This window comes from Streptomyces sp. BE20 (assembly GCF_036322525.1).
In the GTDB taxonomy this organism is placed as follows: domain Bacteria; phylum Actinomycetota; class Actinomycetes; order Streptomycetales; family Streptomycetaceae; genus Kitasatospora.
This window is the reverse complement of the sequence record NZ_JAQYWW010000587.1, coordinates 140,310-162,520: the sequence shown is the minus strand read 5'-3', so window position 1 is coordinate 162,520 and position 22,211 is coordinate 140,310. Positions and strand designations below refer to the sequence as shown.

General features: G+C 74.9%; 19 protein-coding genes. 2 read left to right on the top strand and 17 right to left on the bottom strand.

What is annotated here, in order from left to right:
* Positions 1 to 87 precede the first annotated feature (87 nt).
* Both PUR61_RS11435 and PUR61_RS11430 read left to right on the top strand, forming a co-directional pair.
* The gene (locus tag PUR61_RS11435) at positions 88 to 2,736 is read left to right on the top strand and encodes a beta-ketoacyl synthase N-terminal-like domain-containing protein (RefSeq protein WP_329878452.1); all 2,649 of its coding nucleotides are present in this window, start codon (positions 88 to 90) and stop codon (positions 2,734 to 2,736) included.
* Positions 2,736 to 3,674, top strand: coding sequence for a hypothetical protein (locus tag PUR61_RS11430; RefSeq protein WP_329878450.1), 939 nt, complete (start codon positions 2,736 to 2,738; stop codon positions 3,672 to 3,674). The genes PUR61_RS11435 and PUR61_RS11430 overlap by 1 nt, the downstream gene beginning before the upstream one ends.
* Positions 3,675 to 3,827: 153 nt before the next feature.
* On the opposite strand, the gene PUR61_RS11425 is transcribed toward PUR61_RS11430, so the two are convergent.
* The 17 genes from PUR61_RS11425 to PUR61_RS11345 form a co-directional block, all read right to left on the bottom strand.
* Positions 3,828 to 4,409 (bottom strand): chorismate--pyruvate lyase family protein, encoded by a 582-nt coding sequence (locus PUR61_RS11425; protein ID WP_329878448.1) that lies wholly within the window; start codon positions 4,407 to 4,409, stop codon positions 3,828 to 3,830.
* The gene (locus tag PUR61_RS11420) at positions 4,406 to 5,806 is read right to left on the bottom strand and encodes a class I adenylate-forming enzyme family protein (protein WP_329878446.1); all 1,401 of its coding nucleotides are present in this window, start codon (positions 5,804 to 5,806) and stop codon (positions 4,406 to 4,408) included. Before PUR61_RS11420 ends, PUR61_RS11425 begins: the two co-directional genes overlap by 4 nt.
* Complete coding sequence (locus PUR61_RS11415) at positions 5,803 to 6,483, bottom strand: HAD family hydrolase (RefSeq protein ID WP_329878444.1); 681 nt, start codon at positions 6,481 to 6,483, stop codon at positions 5,803 to 5,805. The genes PUR61_RS11420 and PUR61_RS11415 overlap by 4 nt, the downstream gene beginning before the upstream one ends.
* A complete protein-coding gene (locus tag PUR61_RS11410) occupies positions 6,480 to 7,598 on the bottom strand; it encodes a nicotinate-nucleotide--dimethylbenzimidazole phosphoribosyltransferase (RefSeq protein ID WP_329878442.1) in 1,119 nt (372 codons plus the stop codon). Before PUR61_RS11410 ends, PUR61_RS11415 begins: the two co-directional genes overlap by 4 nt.
* Positions 7,591 to 8,871 carry a glycosyltransferase family 4 protein gene (locus PUR61_RS11405; protein ID WP_329878440.1) on the bottom strand — a complete coding sequence of 427 codons (1,281 nt, stop codon included), beginning with the start codon at positions 8,869 to 8,871 and terminating at the stop codon, positions 7,591 to 7,593. Before PUR61_RS11405 ends, PUR61_RS11410 begins: the two co-directional genes overlap by 8 nt.
* Positions 8,868 to 10,004 (bottom strand): CDP-glucose 4,6-dehydratase, encoded by a 1,137-nt coding sequence (rfbG, locus tag PUR61_RS11400; RefSeq protein WP_329878438.1) that lies wholly within the window; start codon positions 10,002 to 10,004, stop codon positions 8,868 to 8,870. The genes PUR61_RS11405 and rfbG overlap by 4 nt, the downstream gene beginning before the upstream one ends.
* Positions 9,980 to 10,756 carry a nucleotidyltransferase family protein gene (locus PUR61_RS11395; protein WP_329878436.1) on the bottom strand — a complete coding sequence of 259 codons (777 nt, stop codon included), beginning with the start codon at positions 10,754 to 10,756 and terminating at the stop codon, positions 9,980 to 9,982. Before PUR61_RS11395 ends, rfbG begins: the two co-directional genes overlap by 25 nt.
* Positions 10,753 to 12,402, bottom strand: coding sequence for a carbamoyltransferase family protein (locus PUR61_RS11390; RefSeq protein ID WP_329878434.1), 1,650 nt, complete (start codon positions 12,400 to 12,402; stop codon positions 10,753 to 10,755). Before PUR61_RS11390 ends, PUR61_RS11395 begins: the two co-directional genes overlap by 4 nt.
* A 108-nt stretch (positions 12,403 to 12,510) precedes the next feature.
* On the bottom strand, positions 12,511 to 13,527 hold the full coding sequence (locus PUR61_RS11385; RefSeq protein ID WP_329878431.1) for a 3-oxoacyl-ACP synthase III family protein: 1,017 nt from the start codon (positions 13,525 to 13,527) through the stop codon (positions 12,511 to 12,513).
* Entirely contained in the window at positions 13,524 to 14,624 is a 1,101-nt protein-coding gene (locus PUR61_RS11380) for an isopenicillin N synthase family dioxygenase (RefSeq protein WP_329878428.1), read from the bottom strand. Before PUR61_RS11380 ends, PUR61_RS11385 begins: the two co-directional genes overlap by 4 nt.
* 41 nt (positions 14,625 to 14,665) lie before the next feature.
* Positions 14,666 to 15,880 (bottom strand): cytochrome P450, encoded by a 1,215-nt coding sequence (locus PUR61_RS11375; protein ID WP_329878426.1) that lies wholly within the window; start codon positions 15,878 to 15,880, stop codon positions 14,666 to 14,668.
* Entirely contained in the window at positions 15,877 to 17,160 is a 1,284-nt protein-coding gene (gene mpaD / locus PUR61_RS11370) for a daptide-type RiPP biosynthesis aminotransferase (protein WP_329878424.1), read from the bottom strand. The genes PUR61_RS11375 and mpaD overlap by 4 nt, the downstream gene beginning before the upstream one ends.
* A gap of 154 nt (positions 17,161 to 17,314) precedes the next feature.
* Positions 17,315 to 18,499 carry a MupA/Atu3671 family FMN-dependent luciferase-like monooxygenase gene (locus tag PUR61_RS11365; RefSeq protein WP_329878422.1) on the bottom strand — a complete coding sequence of 395 codons (1,185 nt, stop codon included), beginning with the start codon at positions 18,497 to 18,499 and terminating at the stop codon, positions 17,315 to 17,317.
* Positions 18,500 to 18,502: 3 nt separating this feature from the next.
* The gene (locus tag PUR61_RS11360; RefSeq protein WP_329878420.1) at positions 18,503 to 18,835 is read right to left on the bottom strand and encodes a phosphopantetheine-binding protein; all 333 of its coding nucleotides are present in this window, start codon (positions 18,833 to 18,835) and stop codon (positions 18,503 to 18,505) included.
* 17 nt (positions 18,836 to 18,852) lie between these two features.
* The gene (locus tag PUR61_RS11355) at positions 18,853 to 20,199 is read right to left on the bottom strand and encodes an aminotransferase class I/II-fold pyridoxal phosphate-dependent enzyme (RefSeq protein WP_329878418.1); all 1,347 of its coding nucleotides are present in this window, start codon (positions 20,197 to 20,199) and stop codon (positions 18,853 to 18,855) included.
* Positions 20,186 to 21,829: an AMP-binding protein gene (locus PUR61_RS11350; RefSeq protein ID WP_329878417.1), complete on the bottom strand. Its 1,644-nt coding sequence runs from the start codon at positions 21,827 to 21,829 to the stop codon at positions 20,186 to 20,188. The genes PUR61_RS11355 and PUR61_RS11350 overlap by 14 nt, the downstream gene beginning before the upstream one ends.
* Before the next feature lie 24 nt (positions 21,830 to 21,853).
* Entirely contained in the window at positions 21,854 to 22,105 is a 252-nt protein-coding gene (locus PUR61_RS11345; protein ID WP_329878415.1) for an acyl carrier protein, read from the bottom strand.
* Positions 22,106 to 22,211 lie beyond the last annotated feature (106 nt).

The following is a 22,211-nucleotide window of genomic DNA, read 5'->3' as shown; positions in this document are numbered from 1 at the left end:
ATCGGGCCGACCACCCGGACTCCCGCCCCGACCGGGGGCTCCCCGGCCGTGCTCCGGCTCCGGCCGTTTCGAGACGAAAGGACCGCCATGTCGCCCGATTCAGGGACCACCGGCCTGCCGGAAGCAGGCGGCCGGGTGCCGTCGTTCGAGGCCGTGCACTCCTATGTCCGCGAGGTGGTGGCGGAGGCCGCCGGGGTCGGGGCCGCCGACCTGCACGGCCCGGACGCCCTGCGGGATCTCCGCCTCGACTCGCTGACCCGGATGAACATCACCGTCCGGTTCGACCAGGACCTCGGGGACATCCCGCCGACCCTGACGTTCGAGTACCCGACGGTGGCGGACATCACGGAGCACCTGCGCCGGACCTGCGGACCCGAGCTGTGCGCCCTGCTGGGCCAGGAGCACACCGAGCCTTCCGACACCGAGTCCTCCGCCGCCGGGGAGCGCGCCGCCGGGCCGGTCGCGGTCCGGGCCCCGGCGCCGGCCCCGGTGGCGTCCGTCGTCGCCGCCGACTCCGACATCGCGGTGATCGCGGTGACCGGGCGCTACCCCGGCGCCCCGGACGTCGAGACCCTCTGGCGCAACCTGCGGGACGGCGTGCGCAGCATCACCGAAGTCCCCGCGGACCGCTGGGACTGGCGGACCCACTTCGACCCGCGCCGGGGCCGGCCCGACCGCTCGTACGGCCGCTGGGGCGGATTCATCGACGGCGTGGCCGAGTTCGACGCCGAGCTCTTCCACGTGCTGCCCCTGGACGCGGTCCACACCGACCCGCAGGAGCGGCTCTTCCTCCAGACCTGCTGGCACCTGTTCGAGCAGGCCGGGATGCTCGGCCCCACCACGCACGAGCCGTCCACCGGGGTGTTCGTCGGGACGATGAACCACACCTACGGGAAGATCGGTGCCACCGGCTGGCCGTCGGGCCGGCTCACCGGGGCCAACTCGGCGCCGTGGTCCGTCGCCAACCGGGTCTCCTACTTCTTCGACCTCAACGGTCCGAGTTTCGCGGTCGATTCGGCCTGCTCGTCCTCGCTCACCGCGATCCACCTGGCCTGCGAGAGCCTGCGCCGGGGCGAGTGCCGTACCGCCGTCGCGGGCGGCGTCAACCTCCTCCTGCACCCCGCGCACCTCGTCGGGCTCTCCGGTTCGGGCATGCTCTCCTCCGACGAGGCGTGCAAGGTCTTCGACGAGGCCGCGGACGGCTTCGTGCCCGGCGAGGGCGTCGGCGCCGTCCTGCTGAAGCCGCTGGCGGCGGCGGTCGCCGACGGCGACCACGTCTGGGGCGTCATCAAGGGCAGCGCACTCAACACCGCCGGCCGGACGTCCGGCTACACCGTGCCCGATCCCGCCCGGCAGTCCGACCTCGTCGGCCTGGCGGCCGCCCGGGCCGGCGTGGAGCCGCACACCCTGTCGTACGTCGAGGCGCACGGCACCGGCACCGCCCTCGGCGACCCGCTGGAGATCGCCGGACTCGCCCGCGCCCTGGCACCCGGGCGCGACGCCGGTGAGCCGTGCGCGGTCGGCTCGGTCAAGGCGAACATCGGACACCTGGAGGGCGCGGCCGGAGTCGCGGGCCTCACCAAGGTGCTGCTGCAGCTCAAGTACGGCCGGATCGCGCCGTGCGTCTCGCTGGACCGGGTCAACCCCGGGATCGACGCGCCGGTGATCCGCTTCCCCCGGGCGGAGGAGGAGTGGCGCACCCCGCCGGGCGTCCCGCGCCGCGCGGGGGTGAGCGGCTTCGGCGCGGGCGGCGCCAACGCGCACCTGATCGTCGAGGAGTACCTGCCCGGACGCGCGGCCGGTCGGGACGCGGCCGGTCGGGGCGCGCCCCGACCGGGGGAGGAGCACGTGGTGCTGCTCTCCGCCCGGACCGGGGAACAGCTGGGCGCCCTCGCCGCCGCCCTCGCCCGCACCCTGCCCGACCCGGCGGACGGCACCGGCCGGTCGCCGGACCTGGCGCACCTCGCGAGCAGCAGCCAGCTCGGGCGCAGGGAACTGGGCGAGCGCCTCGCCGTCACCGCCCGGAGCACCGCGGACCTGCGGGCGGCGCTGGAGGCGTTCGTCGCCGGTCGCCCCGCCGAGGGTCTGCGGACCGGGACCGCCCGCGCGGACGGCTCGCGCGGGGGTCTGCTGGACGACGAGGACGGGCGGGCCTACGTCGAGGCCCTGACGGCGAAGCGGCGGTTGGACCGGCTCGCGGCGCTCTGGACGGAGGGCGTGCCGATCGACTGGGGCCGCCTCTGGCCGCTCCCGCGCCCGGCGCGGGTCGGGCTGCCGCCCTACCCGTTCGAGCGGAGGCGCTTCTGGGTGGACGCCGCACCGGCGGTCGGCGGTGGTCGGGACGTGCCGGGCGACAGCACGGACGCCCAGGCCCCGGCGCAGGCCCCGGCCCCGGCGGAGAGCATCGGCGAGGCCGTCGACCGTGACCTTCGGCAGGAGTCCTGCGGCTTCCTCCTGGTCGAGCCGGACGCGGTCGACACCGACGCCGACCTGATGGACCTCGGCTTCGACTCCATCTCGCTGCTGCAACTCGCCGGCCAGGTGGGCGGGATCTACGGCATCGAGCTGGACCCGTTCGTGGTGTTCGCCCACCCGACCCTCGCGGCCCTGCGCGAGCACCTGCTCGGGGAGCACGCCGACGCCGTCGCGGCCCGTCACCGCGACCCCGTCGTGCCGCCGGGCGCACCGTCGATCCGACCGGCCGACGCGCCGGCCGACAGCAGAGTGGAGAACTGATGGACCAGCAGGCGGACGTCCGGCCGGAGTCCGGGACGGCGGTCGAGGAGGTGGTCGAGCGGATCCTCCGCGTTCCGGACGGCTACCGGGGTTTCACCACCCCGCAGGCCGCGCTCCAGAAGGTCTACGGCGTCCCGGGGGAGCTGGTGGAGCTCCTCCTCGACGCGGGCCTGCCGCACCGCGGCAGCGGCGACGAGAGACGGTTCGACGTGTTCGACCTGGAGAACGTCACCGTCGAGCTGGAGCTCAACAGCCCCAGCTGGATGCTGATGAGGACCCTCGGCCGGGCCTTCGACGGCGGACTCGGCCGCAGCCGCAACGAGTACCGCTTCCGCACCACCGGCCGCTGTCCCGAACCGGGCCACTCCGGCGCGTGCGACTTCGCGCCGGGCAGCATGCTCGACGCCGCCACCGGCTCCGGCGAGGTGACCTGGGACGGTCCCGCCTCCTTCGTCCGGCAGATCACGCTGCCGGCGGAGGAGTACTGGTTCGACGACTCCGTGCTCCCGCTGTTCGCGTCGGTCGACCGGCTGTTCTTCCACCTGCTCCCGCACGCCCTGTCGACCGACGTCGGCTTCGCCCGGGAGACCGGCCTGGCCGACTGCCGCCTCGCCGGCCACGTTCTGCTGGACGAGGCAGGCGGCACCGGCGTGCGGGTCCGCGGGGCCAGCGGCCTGATCATGTCCGCGCCCTTCCCCCTCCAGCACATGTGGGTCGAGGTCGAGGTGGACGGGCGCTGGACGGCCGCCGACCCGTTCTTCCTGCGCACGCTCGCCCGGTGGCGCATCGTCGACTCCCGGGCGTGGCCGGCGCACCGCTCCCCGCGCCGGATCTACTGGGCGGTCGAGGGCGCACCGGCCCCGCAGGACATCGCGATGATCACCCACCGGGGCGAGCGCGCGTCGAGCTCCAGCCGGATGGTCGACTGGCAGGACTGAGCGGCGCCGGTCCGGGCGGGCGGACGTGCGGACGTGCGGCGGCGGCGGTTCGGGGTGACACCCCGAACCGCCGCCGCCCGGTCGGTGGGCACGGGCCCGTCGTGCCGCCGATCGAGCGATCAGGCGATCAGGTCGGTCAGGCGGTCAGGTCGGTCAGACCGGTTCGCCGAGGCACCGTGCGGAGAAGACCTCGTCGATCAGCATCGCCGGGGTCCCTCCCGTCACCACCCGGTACCGCCGGGCGCCGCCCCCCTGGGCCGCGGGCGCCGTCGAGGAGACGATCTCGCGGAACGACTCCACCCGGTGCCGGCGCAGCAGCCGCCCGATCGGTTCGTCCCCGCCCAGCAGGTCCGCCCGCAGCGGCGCGGGCAGCGCCTCCACCACCATGAGCGTCCGGGCCCTCACGTGCACCAGCCCCGACCGGGCGCCGACCAGCTCGGTGGTGCGCGACAGCAGCGTCAGCCCGACCGGCACCGCCAGCAGGCGTGCGGCCTCCTCGTCCGCCGGCTCCGGCGCGTGGGCCAGCCCGGCGGTCACGATGCGCTCTCCCACGACCTGCTCGACCAGGGGCGTGACCGTGCCGTCGCACGCGAGGATCAGCCGGCCGACCAGGCCGAGCCGTCCCGGCTCCGGCGCAGAGGCGTGCGGGGCGGCGTGCGGAGAGGCGTGCGGGGCGGCGTGCGGGGATGCCCGCGGGGAGGCGTGCGGGTCGGCCACGGAGGCGGAGGGGTTCACGGGGCGACCTCGCGGCGGATCGGCTTTCCGGTGGCCGAGCGGGGGATCGACCGGACCTCGGTGATCCGCCGGGGCACCTGGTGGGGCGCCAGCCGCTCGCGGCACCACGGCACCAGGTCGGGCGCCGGGGCGCGCAGGACGACCTCGGCCACCGGCACCTGTCCGTGCGCGCGGTCCGGGGCGGCCGACACCTGGACGTCGGCCACCGCCGGGTGCCCGGCCAGGACCCGTTCGATCTCGGCGGGGGCGACCTTCTTGCCCGCCACGTTGATCAGGCTTCCGATGCGGCCGGCCAGCCGGAGGGCGCCGTCCGGGGCCGGCGGGAGGGCGAGGTCGCCGGTGCGGTAGCGGCCCCGCCCGTCGACATCGAGCGGGACCAGGCCCGCCGGGCCGATCCGGCCGAAGGCCAACGAGCTTGTTGCCAGCAGGAGTTCGCCCCGACCCTGGTCGTCGTCGTCAGGCGGTACGACCTCGGCCGCCACCCCCGGCAGCGGCACACCGATCCAGCCCTCGGCCTCGCCGCCGGAGACCGGGGCGAGCGTGACCGCGCCCGCCTCCGAGGAGCCGTAGCAGTTGTGCAGGCGGAAGGTGAACCGTTCGGCGACGGCGGCGGCCACTCCCGGTCCCAGGGGCGCGCCCGCCGACACCGCGACCTCCAGGCCGGGGGGCGTGGCCGTGTCGTCGGACGCGGCGGCGGCCTGCGCCAGCAGCGCGTAGTGGAAGGGCAGGGCGACGAGCGTCCGCGCGCCGTGGTCCCGCACTGCCGCCAGCAGCCGCGAGGGGACCGACCTGACGGGGCAGAACCGGACGGGGGCGCCCAGCACCAGCGGTGCGACCAGCCCGTAGTTGAACCCGTACGCGTGGAAGAGCGGCGCCGCCACCGCGACGGGGGCGTCCGGCCCGTAGCCGAGGAAGCGGCCGACCCGGCGCGCGTCCGCCAGTACGGCGGCGGCCGTGCGGACGACCCCGGTCGGTGCGCCGGTGGAGCCGGAGGTCAGGAAGACGTGGGCGCCCGCCGGCACACCGTCCGGCAGGTCCGAGCGGCCCTCCCCGGTGAGGCGCAGCGGGGGTTCCCCGGACAGGACGGTGCCGCCGTCGAGGCCGGCCTCGCCGTCCCGGGCGACCGGGCCCGCGACGCTGCCGGGAGTCGCGGCGTCCCGGTGCACCAGCGGCACCCCGGCCAGGTCGCAGCCCAGCACCAGGGCGGCCGTCGCCGCCGGGTCCGACAGCCGCGCCACCACGCCCTCCCCGGGGACGTCCCGGCGGGCGAGGGCGGCGGCGACCCGTTCGGCGGCGGCCAGCAGCTCGCGGTAGGTCCACGCCCGGCCGTTCGCGACCAGGGCGGTGGCGTCGGGCGGTGCGCCGTTGTCGCGAACCGCGTGGACGATGCTGGTCATGACCGGGCCTCTCGGAGTGCTGCGGGGAGATCGTTCAGTGCGGTGATCCGGCCGGGACCGGGCGGGCCCAGGACGAAGGTCGCGGCGACCCCGGCCGCCGCCCCCTGCCGGGCGTCGGCGGGGCTGTCGCCGACGTACACCGCTTCCTCGGGTGCCAGGCCGAGCCGCCGCAGGGCGAGCAGCAGGCCGTCCGCGGCCGGTTTGGGGCGGGCCGCGTCCTCCCGGGCCACGGTCAGGTCGAGCGGAAGGCCGCACGCGTCGAGCAGCAGCCGGGCGTGCGCGCGGGAGCGGCCCGTGCAGATCCCCAGCACCAGCCCCTCCGCGCGCAGCAGGCCGACCAGCTCCCGCGCGCCGGGCATCGGCGGTACGGGTGACGTGGCGCCCGCCAACTCCTCCCGCAGCGCGAGGTCGTACGCCCGGGCGGCCCCGGCCAGCAGCTCCGCGGGCACCAGCGCCGCGAGCGTCTCCAGGTCCGTCGGCCGCTGGGCGGCGGCGAGCCGCGCGCCGCTCGGTCGGTCGGACCCGACCGCGGCCACACTCCGCCGCAGGCAGCGCAGGTGCAGGGACCAGGAGTCGGCCAGTGTCCCGTCGAGGTCGAAGACCACCCCGCGTACGCGCCGTGCCGGGGCCGCGCCGGTGGGGGCCGGCGGGGCGGGCGGCGCGGTGGGGCCGGTCACTGGGCCTCCGCCAGGCCGGCGACGGCGGCGCCGGGCGTGAGCTCGGCGACGGCGAGGGCGGCGTTGACCAGGCCGGCCGCGAGAGCGGCGCCGGAGGCCATGCCGAGGCGCATCTCCAGGCGGAGGAGCGGGGGCTGGCCGAGCGCCTCCAGGACGTGCCGGTGCGAGGGCTCGGTGGATTCGTGGGCGGCGATCAGGTACCCCGCCACCGCCGGGCAGAGGCGGACGGCGAGCAGGGCCGCGACCGCCGTGATGGCGCCGTCGACGAGGACGACCTGCCGGCGGGCCGCCGCCGCGAGGACGATGCCGGTGTTGCCGGCGATCTCGTAGCCGCCGAGCGCGGCGAGCACCGTGAGCGGGTCGTCCGGCAGGTGGGCGGTCCGGTCGAGCGCCAGGCCGACGAGGGCGGCCTTCTGCCGGACGGTGTCCTGCGGGACGCCCGAGCCGAGGCCGGTCAGTTCGGTGGCGGTCCGGCCGAGCAGCCGGGCGGCGAGGGCGGTGGCGGCGGTGGTGTTCCCCACGCCGATCTCACCGATCGCGACCAGGCCCGCTCCGCCGAGACGTTCCTCGGCGAAGCGGGCTCCGGCCGCGACCGCGCGGACGGCCAGATCCGCGGTCATGGCGTCCCGGACGGAGATGTCGGCCGTGCCGGGAGCGATCTTGTAACGCTGGTCGCCGACCGGGTCGACCAGGCCGAAGTCGGCCGTCTCCACGCGGGCGGGAAGGCGGTCGGCCAGGATGTTGACGGGCGCCTGCCCGCTGTCGATGAGGCGCAGCACCCGGCCGGTGACGCCGGGTCGGAAGCGTGAGGTGCCGTGTGCGGCCACGCCGTGGTCACCGGCCAGCACGCTGACGACGGTGTCCAGCGGGCCGGGCGAGGCCGTACGGCGGATGCCGGCGACCCGCTGGACGAGGGTGTCGAGTCGGCCCAGGCTGCCGGACGGGCGGGCGAGGGCGAGCTGGCGGACCTGCGCGAGCCGGGCGCTGTGGCGGTCGGGGGCGGTGACGGAGGCGCAGAGGGCGTCGATCCGCTCGCGCCAGGCCCCGGCGGCGGAGGCCCCGCGCCCGGCCCCGGCGGCGGCGAAGGCCCCGGCCGTCGGCCCGCCGTCAGCCATCGGCCCGCCGTTCCGCCAGCTCGCGTCCGAGGTCGGAGACCCGCCGGGCGAAGCGCCGGTTGGTGAAGTGCTCGTCGACGCGGGCGCGGGCCGCGGCGCCGCGCCGGGCGGCCTCTTCCGGGTCCGCGAAGGCCCGGCGCAGGGCGTCGGCGAGGACCGCAGGGTCGAGGACCCGGGCGCCCGAGGGGCCTTCGACCGGGACGGGGTAGCCGAACTCCGGGCCGGGCACGAGCTCGCGCAGCGAGTCCACGGCGGTGGCGACGACCGGGCGGCCGAACGCCATCATCTCCGCGCAGACGTAGCAGAACGACTCCCAGAGGCTGGGCACCACGGCGACGTCGGCGACGGACATCCAGCCGAGCGCCTCCTGCCGGGGGACGTCGCCGAGGAACGTCACCCGGTCCGTGAGGCCCAGCCGTCCGGCGAGTTCGCGCAGCGGCTGCTCCTCCGGGCCGACACCGACCAGCGCGAGGTGCGGCCGGACGGCGGTGCCGTCCGGCCGCCGGACCGCGCCGAGCAGGTCGAGCGCGGTGAGCAGCTGGGCGAAGCCCTTGACCGGGACGAGCCGGCCGCAGGCGACCAGCAGCGGCTCGGCGCCGATGGCCAGGGCGTCGCGCCGCCGCCGCCACTGCGGGTCCTCTTCGACCGCCCGGATCTCGTCGGGGTCGACACCGAGGTGGATCACCGAGTGCGGTGCGGTGTTCTCCGGGTAGTAGCCCGTCACCGCGTCGGACAGCGCCCGGCTGATGAAGACGGTGTGGTCGCTGCCGAGGACGGACTTGCGTTCCAGCTCCACCAGGTGCGCCCGGTCGGCGGTGACCCCACTGGTGACACGGTGCTTGTCCCGGTCGTACGGGGTGATGGCACGGAAGTCCTGGAGCAGGACGTTGACCAGCGGCACGCCGTGCCTGCGGGCGAACATCGCCGCCTCCGGGTAGCAGAACAGGTCGGGCAGGGCGACCAGTTCGGGAGCCCCGTCCTCCTCGGCGAGCCGCTGCGCGGCGGTGTGGAAGCGCCGGTGGACGCGCAGGCTGTCGTCGGCGAGCCCGCTGCCGGAGTTGTAGACCGCGTCGGTGCCGACGCGGTGGACGCTCACGCCGTCGACCTGCTCGCGCAGGTCGTCGACGGCGCCGGGGCGGGAGGTGACGACGGAGACCTGCCAGCCCTCCGTGACCAGGCCGACGGCGAGGTTGCGGGCGACGGTGCTGGTGCCGCCGACGGTGGTCGGCGGGTACTCCCGGGAGAAGACGACTGCCCGTCGTGCGCTGCTCACTGCTGCTCGCCTGCCTGTCCGTCGGTCTGCTGGTGGGTGTCGGAGGAGTCGCGCAGGAAGTCCTCGACCTGGGCCGCGGTCTCCTCGGCGGGTGGGGTGCCCGCGCGGACGGCCCGGTGCCAGGCGACGACGGCGGCGGCCGAGGCCCCGAGGTCGTAGCGGTGGCGCCAGCCGAGCAGCTCGGCGGCCTTGCGGCCGTCCAGGCGCAGGAGTTCGTCCTCCGTGAAGCGGGTCCCGGGGTCGGCGGACAGCTCGGCGGGCCGGCCGCCGGTGGCCACCCAGGCCGCGTCGAGGGCGCGGGCGAGGTCGAGGACGGTCGCACCGTCGCCGGGCGGCGCGAAGTTGAGGACCTCGCCGGTGGCGACCGTGCCGTCGGCCAGCCGGTCGGCGAGCAGGAGCAGCCCGCGGACGACGTCCAGCACGTGCTGCCAGGGGCGGACGGCACCGGGGCGGCGCAGCCGTACCGGGCGGCCCGCGTCGAGCGCGGCCAGCAGGTCGGGCACCAGGCGGTCGACGGCGAAGTCGCCGCCGCCGATGATGTTCCCGAAGCGGACGGAGGCGCCCCGGGTGGGTGCGCCGGTGTCGCGCAGCAGCGTCGCGTACGCCTCGAAGACCAGCTCCGCGCCGGCCTTGGAGACGCTGTACGGGCAGCCGCCGCCGAGTTCGTCGATCTCCCGGTAGGGCCACGGCCAGTTCCGGTTGCGGTAGCACTTGTCCGAGGTGACGTGGACGAGCACCCCGGGCGCGCACCGGCGGACGGCCTCCAGCACGTTGAGGGAGCCGGTGATGTTCGTGCCGAGGGTGGTGTGCGGGTCGGCGAGGCCGGCGCTCACGAGCGGCTGGGCCGCCAGGTGGAACACCACGTCGAACGGCCGCGCGGCCATGGTGCGGTGCACGGCGTCGAGGTCGCGGACGTCGCCGACGACGGTGCGTGCGCCGAGCCCGGCGAGGCCGGTGCTGCGGGCCCTCGTCCGCTCGTCGCCGTCGGCCGCGAAGCCGGTGACGTCGGCGCCGAGCCGGAGCAGGGCGGTGGTGAGCCACGAGCCGACGAAGCCGCTGTGGCCGGTGACGAGGACCTGCCGGCCGCGCCAGTGCGGCGCGGTCCGGTTCAGGCCCGGACCGGGGTCGGCCATGGGAGTCCCTCCTCCTGCGCCAGCGCCTCGGCGTCGACGAAGTCCTTGTAGGTGTCGAACGGCAGCCACCGCCCGTCGTGCACCACCGCGTCGACCTCGCCGGCCTCGGCCAGCATCGGCAACACGTCTTCTTCCAGGCCGAGTTCGGGTGAGAGGGCGGTGAGCAGGCGGGGCGAGCAGGCGAAGTAGCCGGCCGAGATCAGCGCGGGCTGCAGCGGCTTCTCGACGAACGCGGTGACCGACATGCCGGCGCCGACCACGATCTCGCCGTACCGGGAGCGCACCCGGGTGGCGGTCATGGTGACGGCGCTGCCGCTCTTCCGGTGGTGCGCGAGGAGCCGGTGCAGGTCGAAGTCGGAGAGCACGTCGCCGTAGCCGAGCAGGAACGTGCCGGGCCGCAGCAGCGGGGCCGCCGCCAGCAGGCGGACGGACTTCTCGGCGGACGGGCCGTTGTCGACGAGGGTGATCCGGGTGCCGCCGGCGGAGAAGCGGACCAGGCCGGGGCCGGTCTCGACGTCCGCCGGGGAGACCGGGAACGCGTCGAGCAGCAGCCGCTCCATCGCCCGCGCGCCGTAGCCGGTGCACAGCACGAAGTCGTCCAGGCCGAACGAGCGGTAGTAGTCGAGCACGTGGAGGATCAGCGCCCGGCCGTCCGGGAGCGGGCGCAGCGGCTTGGCGAGGTCGTCGCCGTCGCTGCGCTGGCGCAGGCCGAGGCCGCCGCAGAGCAGGACGACGGTGGGGCGCCCGGTCACGTGCCGTCCGCCTTGCGGACGACCAGGCCGTGCAGGACCAGCACGTCCAGCTCGGTGGTGAGGAAGCAGCGCACCGCGTCCTCGGGCGACTCCACGATGGGCTCCTCGTTGTCGTTGAAGGACGTGTTGAGCAGCACCGGCACCCCGGTGATCCGGTCGAAGGCGGTGATCAGCGCGCACAGTTCGGGGTTGAGCGCGGGCGTCGCGGTCTGCAGCCGCGCCGAGCCGTCGATGTGCGTGACCGAGGGGATGTCCGCCCGCCGGTCCTCCCGCACCTGCGGGACGAGCAGCATGTAGTGGGCGGGGACGGCGGTGTCGAAGTACTCGGTCTGCCGGTCCTCCAGGACCACCGGGGCGAACGGCCGGAACGCCTCCCGGTGCTTGACCTTGGCGTTGATGCGGTCCTTCATGCCGGGGTCGCGCGGGTCGGCGAGGATGCTGCGGTTGCCCAGCGCGCGCGGCCCGATCTCGGAGCGGCCCTGGAACCAGCCGACGACGGCGCCGTCCGCCAGTTCGCGGGCCACCGTCGCGTACAGGTCGTCGGGGCGCTCCACCCGCAGCCGCCCGCCCTGGGCGGCGACGGCCGCCTCGATCTCGGCCTCGGTGTGCAGCCGGCCCAGGTAGGGGGAGAACAGCTCGGGGGAGGGGGCCCACGGGTGCCCGCCGAGCACGTGGTGCCCGTACAGGGCCGCGCCGATCGCGGTGCCGCCGTCGCCCGCGGCCGGCACGATGTGCAGCCGCTCGAACGGGGTGTCCCGCAGGATCAGGTAGTTGGCGACGCTGTTGAGGGCGACCCCGCCGGCCAGGCAGAGGTCCGTGGCACCGGTCTCCCGGTGCAGCCAGCGGGCGAGTTCGACGACGATCCGCTCGGTGTTGGCCTGCACGGCGTACGCGAAGTCCGCGCGGACGGCGTCCGCGGCCTCCTCGTCGGCGGCCTTCGCCAGCTCGCCGGCGACGAGGGCGCGCACCGCGTCCTGCTGGGCCAGCGACTGGCGGAAGGTCCCGTCGTGCAGGTCGTACAGCGCGGCGAGCGCCTCGACGTGGCGCGGGGTGCCGTACGGGGCGAGGCCCATGGTCTTGCCGGGCGCGCCCATGCCGCCGACGGTGCGGAAGCCGATCTCCTTGGACACGGCCTCGTACATCCAGCCGATGGAGTTCTCGTACGTGTCGTCGAGCCGGTGCTCGGCGGTCGCGACCCGGCCGGTCAGGCTGCGTACGGGGGTGAGTCCGTCGGCGTCGCCCCGGTAGAAGGTGACGGTCTCGCCGTGCTGCTCGCCGTCGCGCTCGACGGTGGAGCCGCGGCCGTCCATCACCAGGACCGCCGCCTCCTGGAAGGGCGAGGTGTAGAAGGTGCTGGCGGCGTGGGAGAGGTGGTGGCCGATCCATTCGATCCGGTCGCGGTGGCGCAGCGTGTAGACCGGGTTGACGAAGTCGTTGGCGACGATCAGGTCCACGTCCTGCGGACCGAGGCCGCCCTCGGCGAGGACGTAGTCGCCGGCCCGGCACTGCTGCAGGCGCGGTCCGAGGCCGAACGCGATCTTCTTCCGGACGAGGCGTTCCTCCTCGACGGCGGAGACGACGCGACCGTCCTCGACCAGGCAGGCGCCGAAGTCGTGGTGGGACCCTCCGAGTCCGAGTATGCGCACGGGGGTTGTTCTCCTTCTTGCTTGTCGGGCCCGGATGGCTCGGCGGAGGTTCGTCGGACGGTCGTCGGACGGCCGGCGGACGCGTGTCCGCCGGACGTCGGCCGCTCGTCAGACCCGCAGCAGCGTGCAGGCCCAGTGCATGCCGTTCCCGGTGCTGGTGAGGGCGACGATCCCGCCCCGCGGGAGCTCGCCGGCCTCCAGCTTCTTGCCGAGCGCGAGCAGTTGGTCGGCGCAGCCGAAGTGGCCGTGGTCGAGTGCGATGGCCGCGTTGGTGTTCTCCAGCGGCACGCCGTAGTCGCGCGCCGCCTCCGCCAGGCCGTCCGCGGTGCCGTTCATGTGCAGGACGTGCCGGACCTCCTCCACCGGGACGGGCACCCGGCGGCAGGCGGCCTCCAGGACGGCCAGGCCGTTGGTCCTCGTCCGCCGCATGAAGCGGATCTTCGCCCGCAGGTCGTGGCCGAGGAACTCCTCCATCAGCGTCACCGGGTTGCCGACGGCGCCGGGGTCCGGGGATTCGGCGGTGACCGGCCGGGCCGCACCGCCGCCGGGCAGGTACGCGACGTCGGCGAAGGTCCCGTCGGTGATGATCTCGGTCGCCAGCCAGCGGCACCGCTCCTCGTCGCGCCGCAGCACCGCCGCCACCGCGCCGTCCGAGGTGATCGCCGTGCTGGACTCCATCCGGTTCCAGTACGCCTCGCAGACCCGGTTGACGGTGATCAGCAGGGCGGTCCGGTAGCCGGGGTGGGTGGCGAACTTGCCCGCGGCGGCGTCGAATCCGCTGACGCCGCTGCTGCACGCCTGGTTGACCAGCAGGGCCTCCGCGCGGCGGGTGCCCAGTTTGGCCTGGGTCGCCGCGGCCGGGTCCCAGTAGAGGTACTCGGGGATGTCCGCCATCGCCAGTACCACCAGGTCGACCTCGTCCGCCGCGACCCCGGCGCGGTCGAGCGCCCGTCGGCCCGCCTGCGCGGCCAGGTCGGTCAGCCCGACACCGTCCGGCGCGCGGTGGAACCGGCGGTAGCCCCAGTCCTCCACCCGCTTGAGGTCGCGGGTGTAGCGGGGTGCCTGCTCGGCGACGTCGCAGGGTTCACCGAGCGCGTAGTCGACGGCGCTGATCCCGTAGGTCACGGCGCCGCGTCCAGCCGGCCCATGCTGCGCAGGATGTACGCCCGCCGGGACTTCGACAGGAAGTAGTCGCCGGAGCGGACCGGCGGGTGGTGCGGCGGGTCGTCGGGCGTGGTGCAGGTGGGGATGCAGGCGATCTCGGTCTCCGGGTCCGCCTGGTAGAAGAAGGCGATGGAGATCCGGTCGAGGTGCTCCTGCTCCTTCGGCGGGTTGACCACCCGGTGTACGGTGCTCGCCCAGCGGTCGTTGGTCCACCGGGTCATCAGCCGGCCGAGGTTGACGACGAAGGAGCCGGGCAGCGGCGGTACGTCAAGCCACCGACCCTCCTGGTCGCGCACCTGGAGGCCGCCGGGCGCCTCGTCCTGGTAGAGGACGGTGAGACTGCCGAAGTCGGTGTGCGGGCTGTTGCGCAGCTTGTCGTGGGCGACGCCGGTGCGGGGCGGGTAGTAGTTGACCATCATCGGGGTCATGTGCCGCTCGAACTTGGCGTCGAACCAGGTCTCGGGAAGGCCCAGCCCGAGGGCGAACAGCCGCATCAGCTCCGCGGACAGGACGGTGGCGGCGCGGTAGTACTCCAGGAACGCGTCCCGGAAGCCCGGCTGGTCGGGCCAGCGGTTGGGGCTGTCCAGCCCGGGGAACCGGTTCCCGGTCCGCTCGCCGCGCAGGCTCCCGCCGAACAGGTGCAGCCGGTCGTTGGCGCCGTAGCCGTGCTGGAGCGGGTCGTCGGGGTCGTTGGCGGCGCCGTCGCGCACCTCGGCGGGTCCGCGGAAGAACGCGCCGGCCGCCTCGTACAGCGCGGTGACGGTCGCTTCGGGCACCCCGTGGCCGACCACGACGAGGAAGCCGCTGGTCTCGCACGCCTTGCGGACGGCCTCGGCCACGCCGGCCCGGCGTCGCGCGTCCGGCGGCGCGTCGAGCCCCAGGTCGATGACGGGCACGTAGCCGTGCAGCAGGGTGGTGCCGTCGCCGCCCTCGCCGGGCGCGGACTGCGCGGCGGGCGCGTCCGGCGCGACGGGTGCGTTCGGTGCGACGGGTGCGATCGGTGCCGGTGGTGCGGTCGGTGCCGGTGGTGCGGTCGGTGTGGTCGGTGTGCCGGGCATCGGGCCTCCCCCTCCTAGCGATGGTGACTTCCGGTGACGGGTCACCAGGTGACGTGCAGCGACCGCAGACCGTAGATGAGCATCTCCGCCAGGAACGGCGGCTCGGTCTGCGGTTCGGCGAGCCGCAGACCGGGCAGGCGGCGCAGCAGGGCGGCCACGGCCAGCTCGGTCTGGGTCTGGGCGAGCGCGCTCCCGAGGCAGCGGTGGATGCCGTGCCCGAAGGCCAGCTGGCTGCGCACCGTACGGGTCAGGTCGAAGCGGTCGGGCTCCTCGAACACGGCGGGGTCCCGGTTGGCGGTGGCCAGGTGGACCACCACGCCGTCCCCGGCGCGGACCGTGCGCCCGCCGAGTTCGGTGTCGCGCAGGGCGACCCGGGCGACGCCGTGCTGCACGAGTGTCCAGTAGCGCAGCGCCTCGGCGACCGCGTGTCCGGCCCGGCGTTCCGGGTCCGCCCGGACCAGCTCGGCCTGGCGGGGGTCGCCGAGCAGCGACAGCACGGTCAGCGAGAACAGCCCGGCGGTGGTCTCCAGGCCCGCGACGACGATCAGGTTGGCCAGGTTGACCAGCTCGGTCATGGTCAGGTCGCCGTCGTCGAGGCTCCGCGCGAGACGGCTGAACAGGTCGTCGTCGGAGCCGGTCCGCTTGGCGGTGAAGAGCCGCTCCAGGTACTGGTTCATCCTCCCGGCCGCCAGGACGCGCTGCACCGCCGTGGCGTCGTGCGTCTGCAGGTCCCGGGTGCAGTCCAGGAAGAAGTCCCGGTCGGCGAGCGGGGTGCCCAGCATCTGCGAGGCGCTGAGGGCGGGCAGCGGGACGGCGAGCGAGGTGACGAGGTCCTGCGGGCCGCCGGCCGCGACCATCCGGTCGATCAGCTCGTCGGCGGAGGCGGTCAGGGCGGGGCGCATCGCCCTGACCCGGGAGCCGCTGAACTCCGCCGCGACCAGCTGCCGCAGCCGGGTGTGCTGCGGCGGGTCCATGGACAGGAAGTGGCCGGGGATCGGCCGCTTGGAGGAGAGCGGGAAGGCCGGGTAGCCGGGCAGGGTGGAGTCCGAGCTGAAGCCCCGGTGGTCGGCGAGGACGGCGCGGGCCGTCCGGAAGTCGGTCACCAGCCAGGCCTCGCCGCCGTAGCTGAGCGGCACCCGCCGGACCGGCTCGCCCTCGGCGGTGCGGTACGCGGCCGGCGGGTCGCGGGGGTCGCTGCGCGGTACGGGGAAGGACCAGCCGACGGCGGTGGCGGCGTCGATCGTCTCGGCGGTCACGGGCGGCCCGCCGCCGGGGCGAGCAGCCACTCGGCGGCCCGGTCGAGACCGGTGCGCAGGGCCGCGGCCAGCGACTCCACGTCCTCGTCCCGGTACACCAGGGCCGGGGCCAGCTGGATCCGGCTCGGGCCGGCCGACACCAGCGCGCCGGCCTGCCGGATCTCGTCGACGACCCGGCCGAGGACCGACTCGGAAAGGTCGGCGCCGTCGGCACTCAGCCGCAGGGCCCGGAAGCAGCCGAGGCCGTTGTCGTCGGCGACGAGCGGGTGCGCGGTCAGTTCGGCGAGGAGGCCGTCGAGCTTCGCGGAGACCCGGCCGGCCCGGCCGACCGCGTCGAGGCGTGCCATCTCGTCGATGGTCGCCAGCATCGCGGCGCAGGTCGGGGGAGCCCCGGCCTGCGTCTCGGCGTGGGTGAGGGCGGAGTCGGCCCGGTCGAAGACGTCGCAGACCGCGTGCGAGACGACGACCGCGGCGGCGGCGCAGGTGCCGTTGGTGAGGCCCTTGGAGGCCAGCAGGACGTCTGGGGGCTCGGGCCAGTTCTGCGAGGCGAAGTAGGAGCCGGTGCGGCCGAACCCGGTGGCGACCTCGTCGGCCACCAGCAGGAAGCCGTACTCGCGGCGCAGCCGGGCGAGGGCGGCCAGCATGGTGTCGGGCAGCGGGAGCGCGCCGGTGCCGAGGACCGGCTCGACCACGACGGCGGCGATGCTGTCGCCCTCCGTGCGAAGCAGTTCCTCCAGCTCGGCCGGGTCCTCGTGGCTGACGTGCCGGATGAGCCGCTGGTCGACGCTGTAGTAGCTCTGGCCGAGGGACATGCCGGTCAGGGCGTGACTGCCGTAGGTGAGGCCGTGGTAGCTGCCCTTGAGGCCGACGACGACCCGGCGGCGGAACTGCCGGTGCAGCGACCAGTACTGGCGCGCCAGCTTCATGGTCAGGTCGTTGGCGGCGCTGCCCGAGGTGGAGTGGAGCACCCGGCCGAAGTGCTCGGGGCCGCAGACGTCGAGCAGGGCCCGGGAGGCGGCGACGGCGGGCTCGTGCCCGGCGCGGAACAGCGAGAAGTACGACGTCTCGATCAACGCGGTCCGGACGGCGTCGGCGATCCGGGGGTTTCCGTAGCCGAGGTTGACGTTCCACAGGCCGCTGGTGGCGCACTGGCGCCACTGCCCGTCGGCGAAGAGCACCCAGGTGCCCTCGGCGCGGACCGCCGTGTGGGACGCCCTCCCGAATGTGCTGGGGCGCTCCAGGAGCTCCCACAGCGGATAGCGCGCAGAATCGGTTCCCACGTTTTCCCCCGGCGTGATGATGTGGTCAGGAAGGTCTTCGCCCGTGGTTGTCGGCCGCAATCCCGCGGGGCCGGGTGGATGGCGCCGGCCGGAGAATTCGCGCATTCACGAGAAGGGTCGGCGCAATGCCGTTGATCATGTACGGTACAAGAGATCAGGGCCTCTGAACAGCCTTTTCCGGAGGCGGGCTCGAAGAATACGCCGGTACCGCTCCCGGAGCGGGGCACGGCCCGGCGTCCGGGACCGTGGCGCCCCGTCCGGGAGCCGGGCGGGCCACCCGGCGGCCGAGCTCGGCGAGGTGCTCCAGGCCGTCCAGCACCTCCGCCGCGGGCACCCCGAAGTCGACCAGGCAGGCGAGCTCGTCGACACCGGCCCGCCGGTACTCCTCGACCAGCTCCTCGGCCCGGGCGACCGTCCCGAACAGACCGCACCCCTGGTGCAGGTACCGCCGCAGGGCGGGCCGGACGACGGCCCGGGTGCGGGCCGGGCTCCACCCGGCGCTCTCCTGGGGGCCGAACAGGGTCATGGCGCTGACCAGGTAGTCCTCCAGCGGCCCGCGGGCCCGCGCCTCGACCTCGGCCTGGTCCTCGCCCAGGAGGGTGTGGACCATCAGCACCACCCTGCCCCGCCCCGGGTGCCCGGCGGCGGCGTACTCGTGCCGGTACTCGGCCGTCCGCAGGGCGAGCTCGGCGAGGTCCTGGTTGGCCAGGTGGGTCAGCACACCGACACCCGCGCGTCCGGCGGCCCGGAAGGTCTCGGGGTTCCCCGCGCTGGTCAGCCACATCGGCAGCGGGCCGTTGATGGGCAGGGGGAAGATCCGCGGGCCCTCGGGCCCGTCGGCGGTGGCGGCCGGCAGCGATTCGCCGCGCCAGAGCCGGCGCAGCGTGTCGACGGCCTCGACCGCCGCGCGGTCGCGCCCCTCGAACCCCTCGGGGCGCAGGACGAAGTCGGCCGGGTTCCAGCCGGAGGCCAGCGAGAGGCCGGCCCGTCCGCCGGACAGGCCGTCCACCACCGCCCACTCCTCGGCGATGCGCAGCACGTGGTGCAGCGGGGCGACGACACTGCCCGCGCGGATCGCGATCCGCTCGGTGCACGCGGCGATGGCGGCGCCGGTGACCGCGGGGTTGGGGTAGAGGCCGCCGAAGCGGTGGAAGTGCCGTTCGGGCGTCCAGACGGCGGCGAAACCGGCGCGGTCCGCGAACCGGGCGCCCTCCAGGAGCAGGCGGTAGCGGTCCGTGACGCCGCCGCGGGGGGCGGTGCCGTCCGGGGCGGCGGTGTCCGGGGCCCTGCCGTCCGGGGCGGCGGCGTCGTCCGCGAAGTAGAAGAGGCCGAGGTCCACCGCTCAGCGCTCCCGCGAGCCGGCCGCCGTCAGCGCGGCGGCGACGATCGAGCTGATCCCGTCGATGCTGCCGAACGACGGGTCGCCGAGGGCGTCGTCGCCGAGCTCGAATCGGAACCGCTCCTCGATGTGCTGGATGAGGTGCAGGGTCCCCAGCGAATCCAGGTATCCGGAATCGAAGAGGTCGATCTGCCGGGTGAATTCCGGGTCACCGTCGTCGACCCGCCCCTCGGTCCGGACGAAACGCTCCAGGATTTCCGCGATCGCCGCAGTCCCCGTGATTTCCGCGATGTCCGCGACATCGCCGGCCGAAATACCGGACATGGTGTTCTCCATGGTCTCCACCCTTCTGCTCAGCTGGAATTCGTGTGCGGCCGGCCCCGCTCGCGAGCCTCCTCGAAGGCCGCGCGCAACCGCCGCCCGATGTCCTCGAACCGGTCCGGCCCCGTGTTGAGGGCCACCCGGAAGTGGCCCTCCTCGTGGAAGAGCTCCGACGGCATGGCGATCAGGCCGTGCGCGGCGAGCAGTTCCACGAACTCCCAGCCGCCCAGCCCGTACGGGCACTCGGCGTACAGGAAGCCGGTGGCCCCGCCGCCGACCACGCGGTAGCCGAGGTCGGTCATCAGCGCGCGCAGCCGCACCTGGTCGGCGCGCAGGTCCCCGCAGTCGGGGTCGAGATCGGCCAGCTCCAGCACGAGCCGCTGCATCAGGGCGGTCGGGGCGCAGTGGCCCATCGAGCGCAGGGCCCGCTCGGCGCGCACCCTCGTCTCCTCCCGCCGGCGCAGGCCCGGCCCGAGGGCGAGGTAGCCGGTGCGTTGCCCCTGGAGGGACCACGCCTTGCCGTACGAGTACACGCTGACCGTGTCCGGGTACACCTGCATCGGGCTGGTGAAGGGTGCCCCGCCCCAGTTCTGGTCGCGGTGCACCTCGTCGCTGATCAGCACGGGCGCGCGGCCGAAACGGGTGGCGGCGGCGCGCAGGGTGTCCGCCAGTCCGGTCAGCTCGTCCGCGTCGTGCAGCACCCCGGTCGGGCAGACCGGCTGACTGATGATCACGCCCGCGGTGTCGGGACCGATCGCCGCGGCGAGCGCCGTCAGGTCCAGCCGCTTGCCGGCGCCCGAGGGCACCGGGCGGGCCCGCAGGCCCAGCCGGTGCGTGTAGAGGAAGTAGTCCATCCAGCACGGCGTGACGACCAGTACCTCCTCCCCGGGTTCGAAGAGGGCGGCCAGGGCGGTGTTCAGCGCGGCGGTCGCGCCCGGGGTCAGCAGGAGGTCGCGGTGACCCAGCCGCAGGCCCAGCCGGCGCGAGAGCGCGGCGGCCGTTCGGCGCCGGGCGAGCGTGCCGCCGCCGAACGGCGTGTACTGGAGCTCGCTCTGCCCGACCGAGGCGGTCAGCGTGCGCAGCAGGTCGAATCCGCGCGGGTCGCGGTGGACCAGGGGGTTGGGGTAGGAGAGGTCGACGACACCGCCGCGTGATCCGCGCAGCGTCGCCGCGTGCAGGGCGGCGAACCGCTCCAGCGGAGCGGCGAGCCGGGCCTCCTCGTCGGCGGGCCCCGTGACGCCGACGGGCCCGGCGGGTGCCGTGACGTCGGTCGGCTCGGTCGGCTCGGTCGGCTCGGTCGGCTCGGTCGGCTCGGTCGGTGCGGTGGGTTCGGTGGGTGCCGTGGCGCCGGTCGATGCCGTGGTGTCAGCGGGTCGCACGGGCGGCCTCCTGCGGTGCCTGGGCGGCGGGCCGGGCACCGTACTCGGCCTTGACCCGGGCACGGTCCGCCTTGCCCGAGGAGGTGCGGGGCAGCGTCGGCAGCACCCGGAGGCGACCGGGCCGCTGGTAGAGCGGCAGGTGTGCGGCGATGTGCTCCTCCAGCAGGTCGAGGGCGAAGCCGGCCGGGTCGGCGGGCACCACGACGGCGACGACGACGGGATCGGCGTCCGTCCCGTCGGCCGGGTCGGCGGACAGGCCGGGGCGGTCCGCGAAGACGACCGCCTCCGTGAGCAGGCCGGAGGCGAGCAGTCCGGCCTCGATCTCGGTCGGATTGACCCGGAAGCCACGGGACTTGAACTGCTCGTCGCGCCGCCCGAGGTAGCTGAGGAACCCCTGCTCGTCGCAGCGGACGTAGTCGCCCGAGTGGACCACCCGCTCCGCGACCGCCCCGCCCGGGGCGAACGGGTACGGCCGGAACACCCGCGCGGTCGCGTCCGGGTCGCGCCAGTAGCCCGCGGCGACGGTCGGCCCCCGGTGGACGAGTTCGCCCACCTGGCCGGGCGCGCAGCGGCGCCCGTGCTCGTCGAGCACCAGGATCTCGGTGTCCGGGATCGCCCGGCCCATCGACCCCGGGCGGCTGTCGACCAGGTCGGGCGGCAGGTAGGTGGAGCGGAACGCCTCGGTGAGCCCGTACATCAGGTAGACCTCGGTGCCGGGGTGGGCGTCCCTGATCCGGGCGACGGTGTCGGCCCGCAGCGCGCCGCCGGTGTTGGTGACGTAGCGCAGTTCGGGCAGGTCGAGGCCGAGGAACGGTGACGGCCGGTTGACCAGCAGCTCCCAGAGCGGCGGAACCCCGGCGAGGCCGGTGATCCGCTCGGCGGCCAGCTCCCGGCAGACCCTGGGTGCGAAGGCCGGGCCGCCGATGACCAGCGTGCCACCGGCCCAGAACGTCGCCAGCACCTGGTTGAGGCCGGCGTCGAAGCTCCACGGCAGGAGGGAGAGGGTGCGGTCCGCCTCCGTGAGGCGCAGGTACGTCGCGACGATCCGGGCCCCCGCGACCAGGTTGGCGTGGGTGACCATGACGCCCTTGGGCCGGCCGGTGGAGCCGGAGGTGTAGATCAGGGCGGCGAGGTCCCCGCTGATCGGCCCCGTGCGGCCCGCCCCCGTGCCGCCGGTCCCCGTGCCGACGGTCCCCGCGGCGGTGCCGGGTGTCCTGGCCGGGTCGCCGGTGCCGCCGCGCGGGGCGGCGTCCGCCGCGTCGAGCACGGGCACGCCGAGGTCGCCCACCAGCGGGCGGTGCCGCCGGTCGGTCACCACCACGGCCGCACCGCTGTGCCGGACGATGTGCTCGACCTGCTGCGGCTTCAGCGACTCGTTGACGACCACCGCGACCGCGCCCAGCCGCAGTGCCCCGAAGAACCACCCGAGGCACTGCACCGAGTTGGGCAGGAGGACGGCGACCCGGTCGCCCGGCCCGACCGCGTTCGCGGCCAGGGCGTCGGCGAACCCCTCGGCCAGGGACAGCAGTTCGCGGTAGCTCAGCACGTCGCCGTGCCGGCTCACGGCCGGGCTGGCGCCATGGGTCGCCGCGCGGACCGTGAGCAGGTCCGGCAGGGTGAAGATCTCCATCGTCCGACTCCGGTGACGAGAGCCCTAGCCCTGGGCGACGACGTAGTCGACGATCTTCCCGATGGTGTTGAAGTTGTCCACGCTCAGTTCCTCGTCGGGAATGGAGACGGCGAATTCGCCCTCCAGCCAGACCAGGACCTCCAGAATTCCGAGCGAGTCGAACTCCGGGTAGTCGCGCAGGTCCTTGTCCTCGTTCACGCCGTCCTCGCCGAGGGCGGGGAGGGTCTGGCGAAGACGAAGTACCACGGAATCCGTGATCTCCTGACGTGAGGTCATGGTGATTTCTCCAAACTTCGTCACGACGAAACGGACGTGCAGATTCTCCGGGCGGCCGTGCGGAGGACGGCCACCGGTCGGTGTCCCCCGCACACGGGTGGGGGGA

Bases quoted from the DNA above. Each gene is read 5' to 3' on its own strand.
- PUR61_RS11420 (WP_329878446.1), bottom strand. From the start codon at position 5,806: ATGACCAGCATCGTCCACGCGGTTCGCGACAACGGCGCACCGCCCGAC.
- PUR61_RS11345 (WP_329878415.1), bottom strand. From the start codon at position 22,105: ATGACCTCACGTCAGGAGATCACGGATTCCGTGGTACTTCGTCTTCGC.
- PUR61_RS11430 (WP_329878450.1), top strand. From the start codon at position 2,736: ATGGACCAGCAGGCGGACGTCCGGCCGGAGTCCGGGACGGCGGTCGAG.
- PUR61_RS11350 (WP_329878417.1), bottom strand. From the start codon at position 21,829: ATGGAGATCTTCACCCTGCCGGACCTGCTCACGGTCCGCGCGGCGACC.
- PUR61_RS11435 (WP_329878452.1), top strand. From the start codon at position 88: ATGTCGCCCGATTCAGGGACCACCGGCCTGCCGGAAGCAGGCGGCCGG.
- PUR61_RS11410 (WP_329878442.1), bottom strand. From the start codon at position 7,598: ATGGCTGACGGCGGGCCGACGGCCGGGGCCTTCGCCGCCGCCGGGGCC.
- rfbG (WP_329878438.1), bottom strand. From the start codon at position 10,004: ATGGCCGACCCCGGTCCGGGCCTGAACCGGACCGCGCCGCACTGGCGC.
- PUR61_RS11360 (WP_329878420.1), bottom strand. From the start codon at position 18,835: ATGGAGAACACCATGTCCGGTATTTCGGCCGGCGATGTCGCGGACATC.
- PUR61_RS11380 (WP_329878428.1), bottom strand. From the start codon at position 14,624: ATGCCCGGCACACCGACCACACCGACCGCACCACCGGCACCGACCGCA.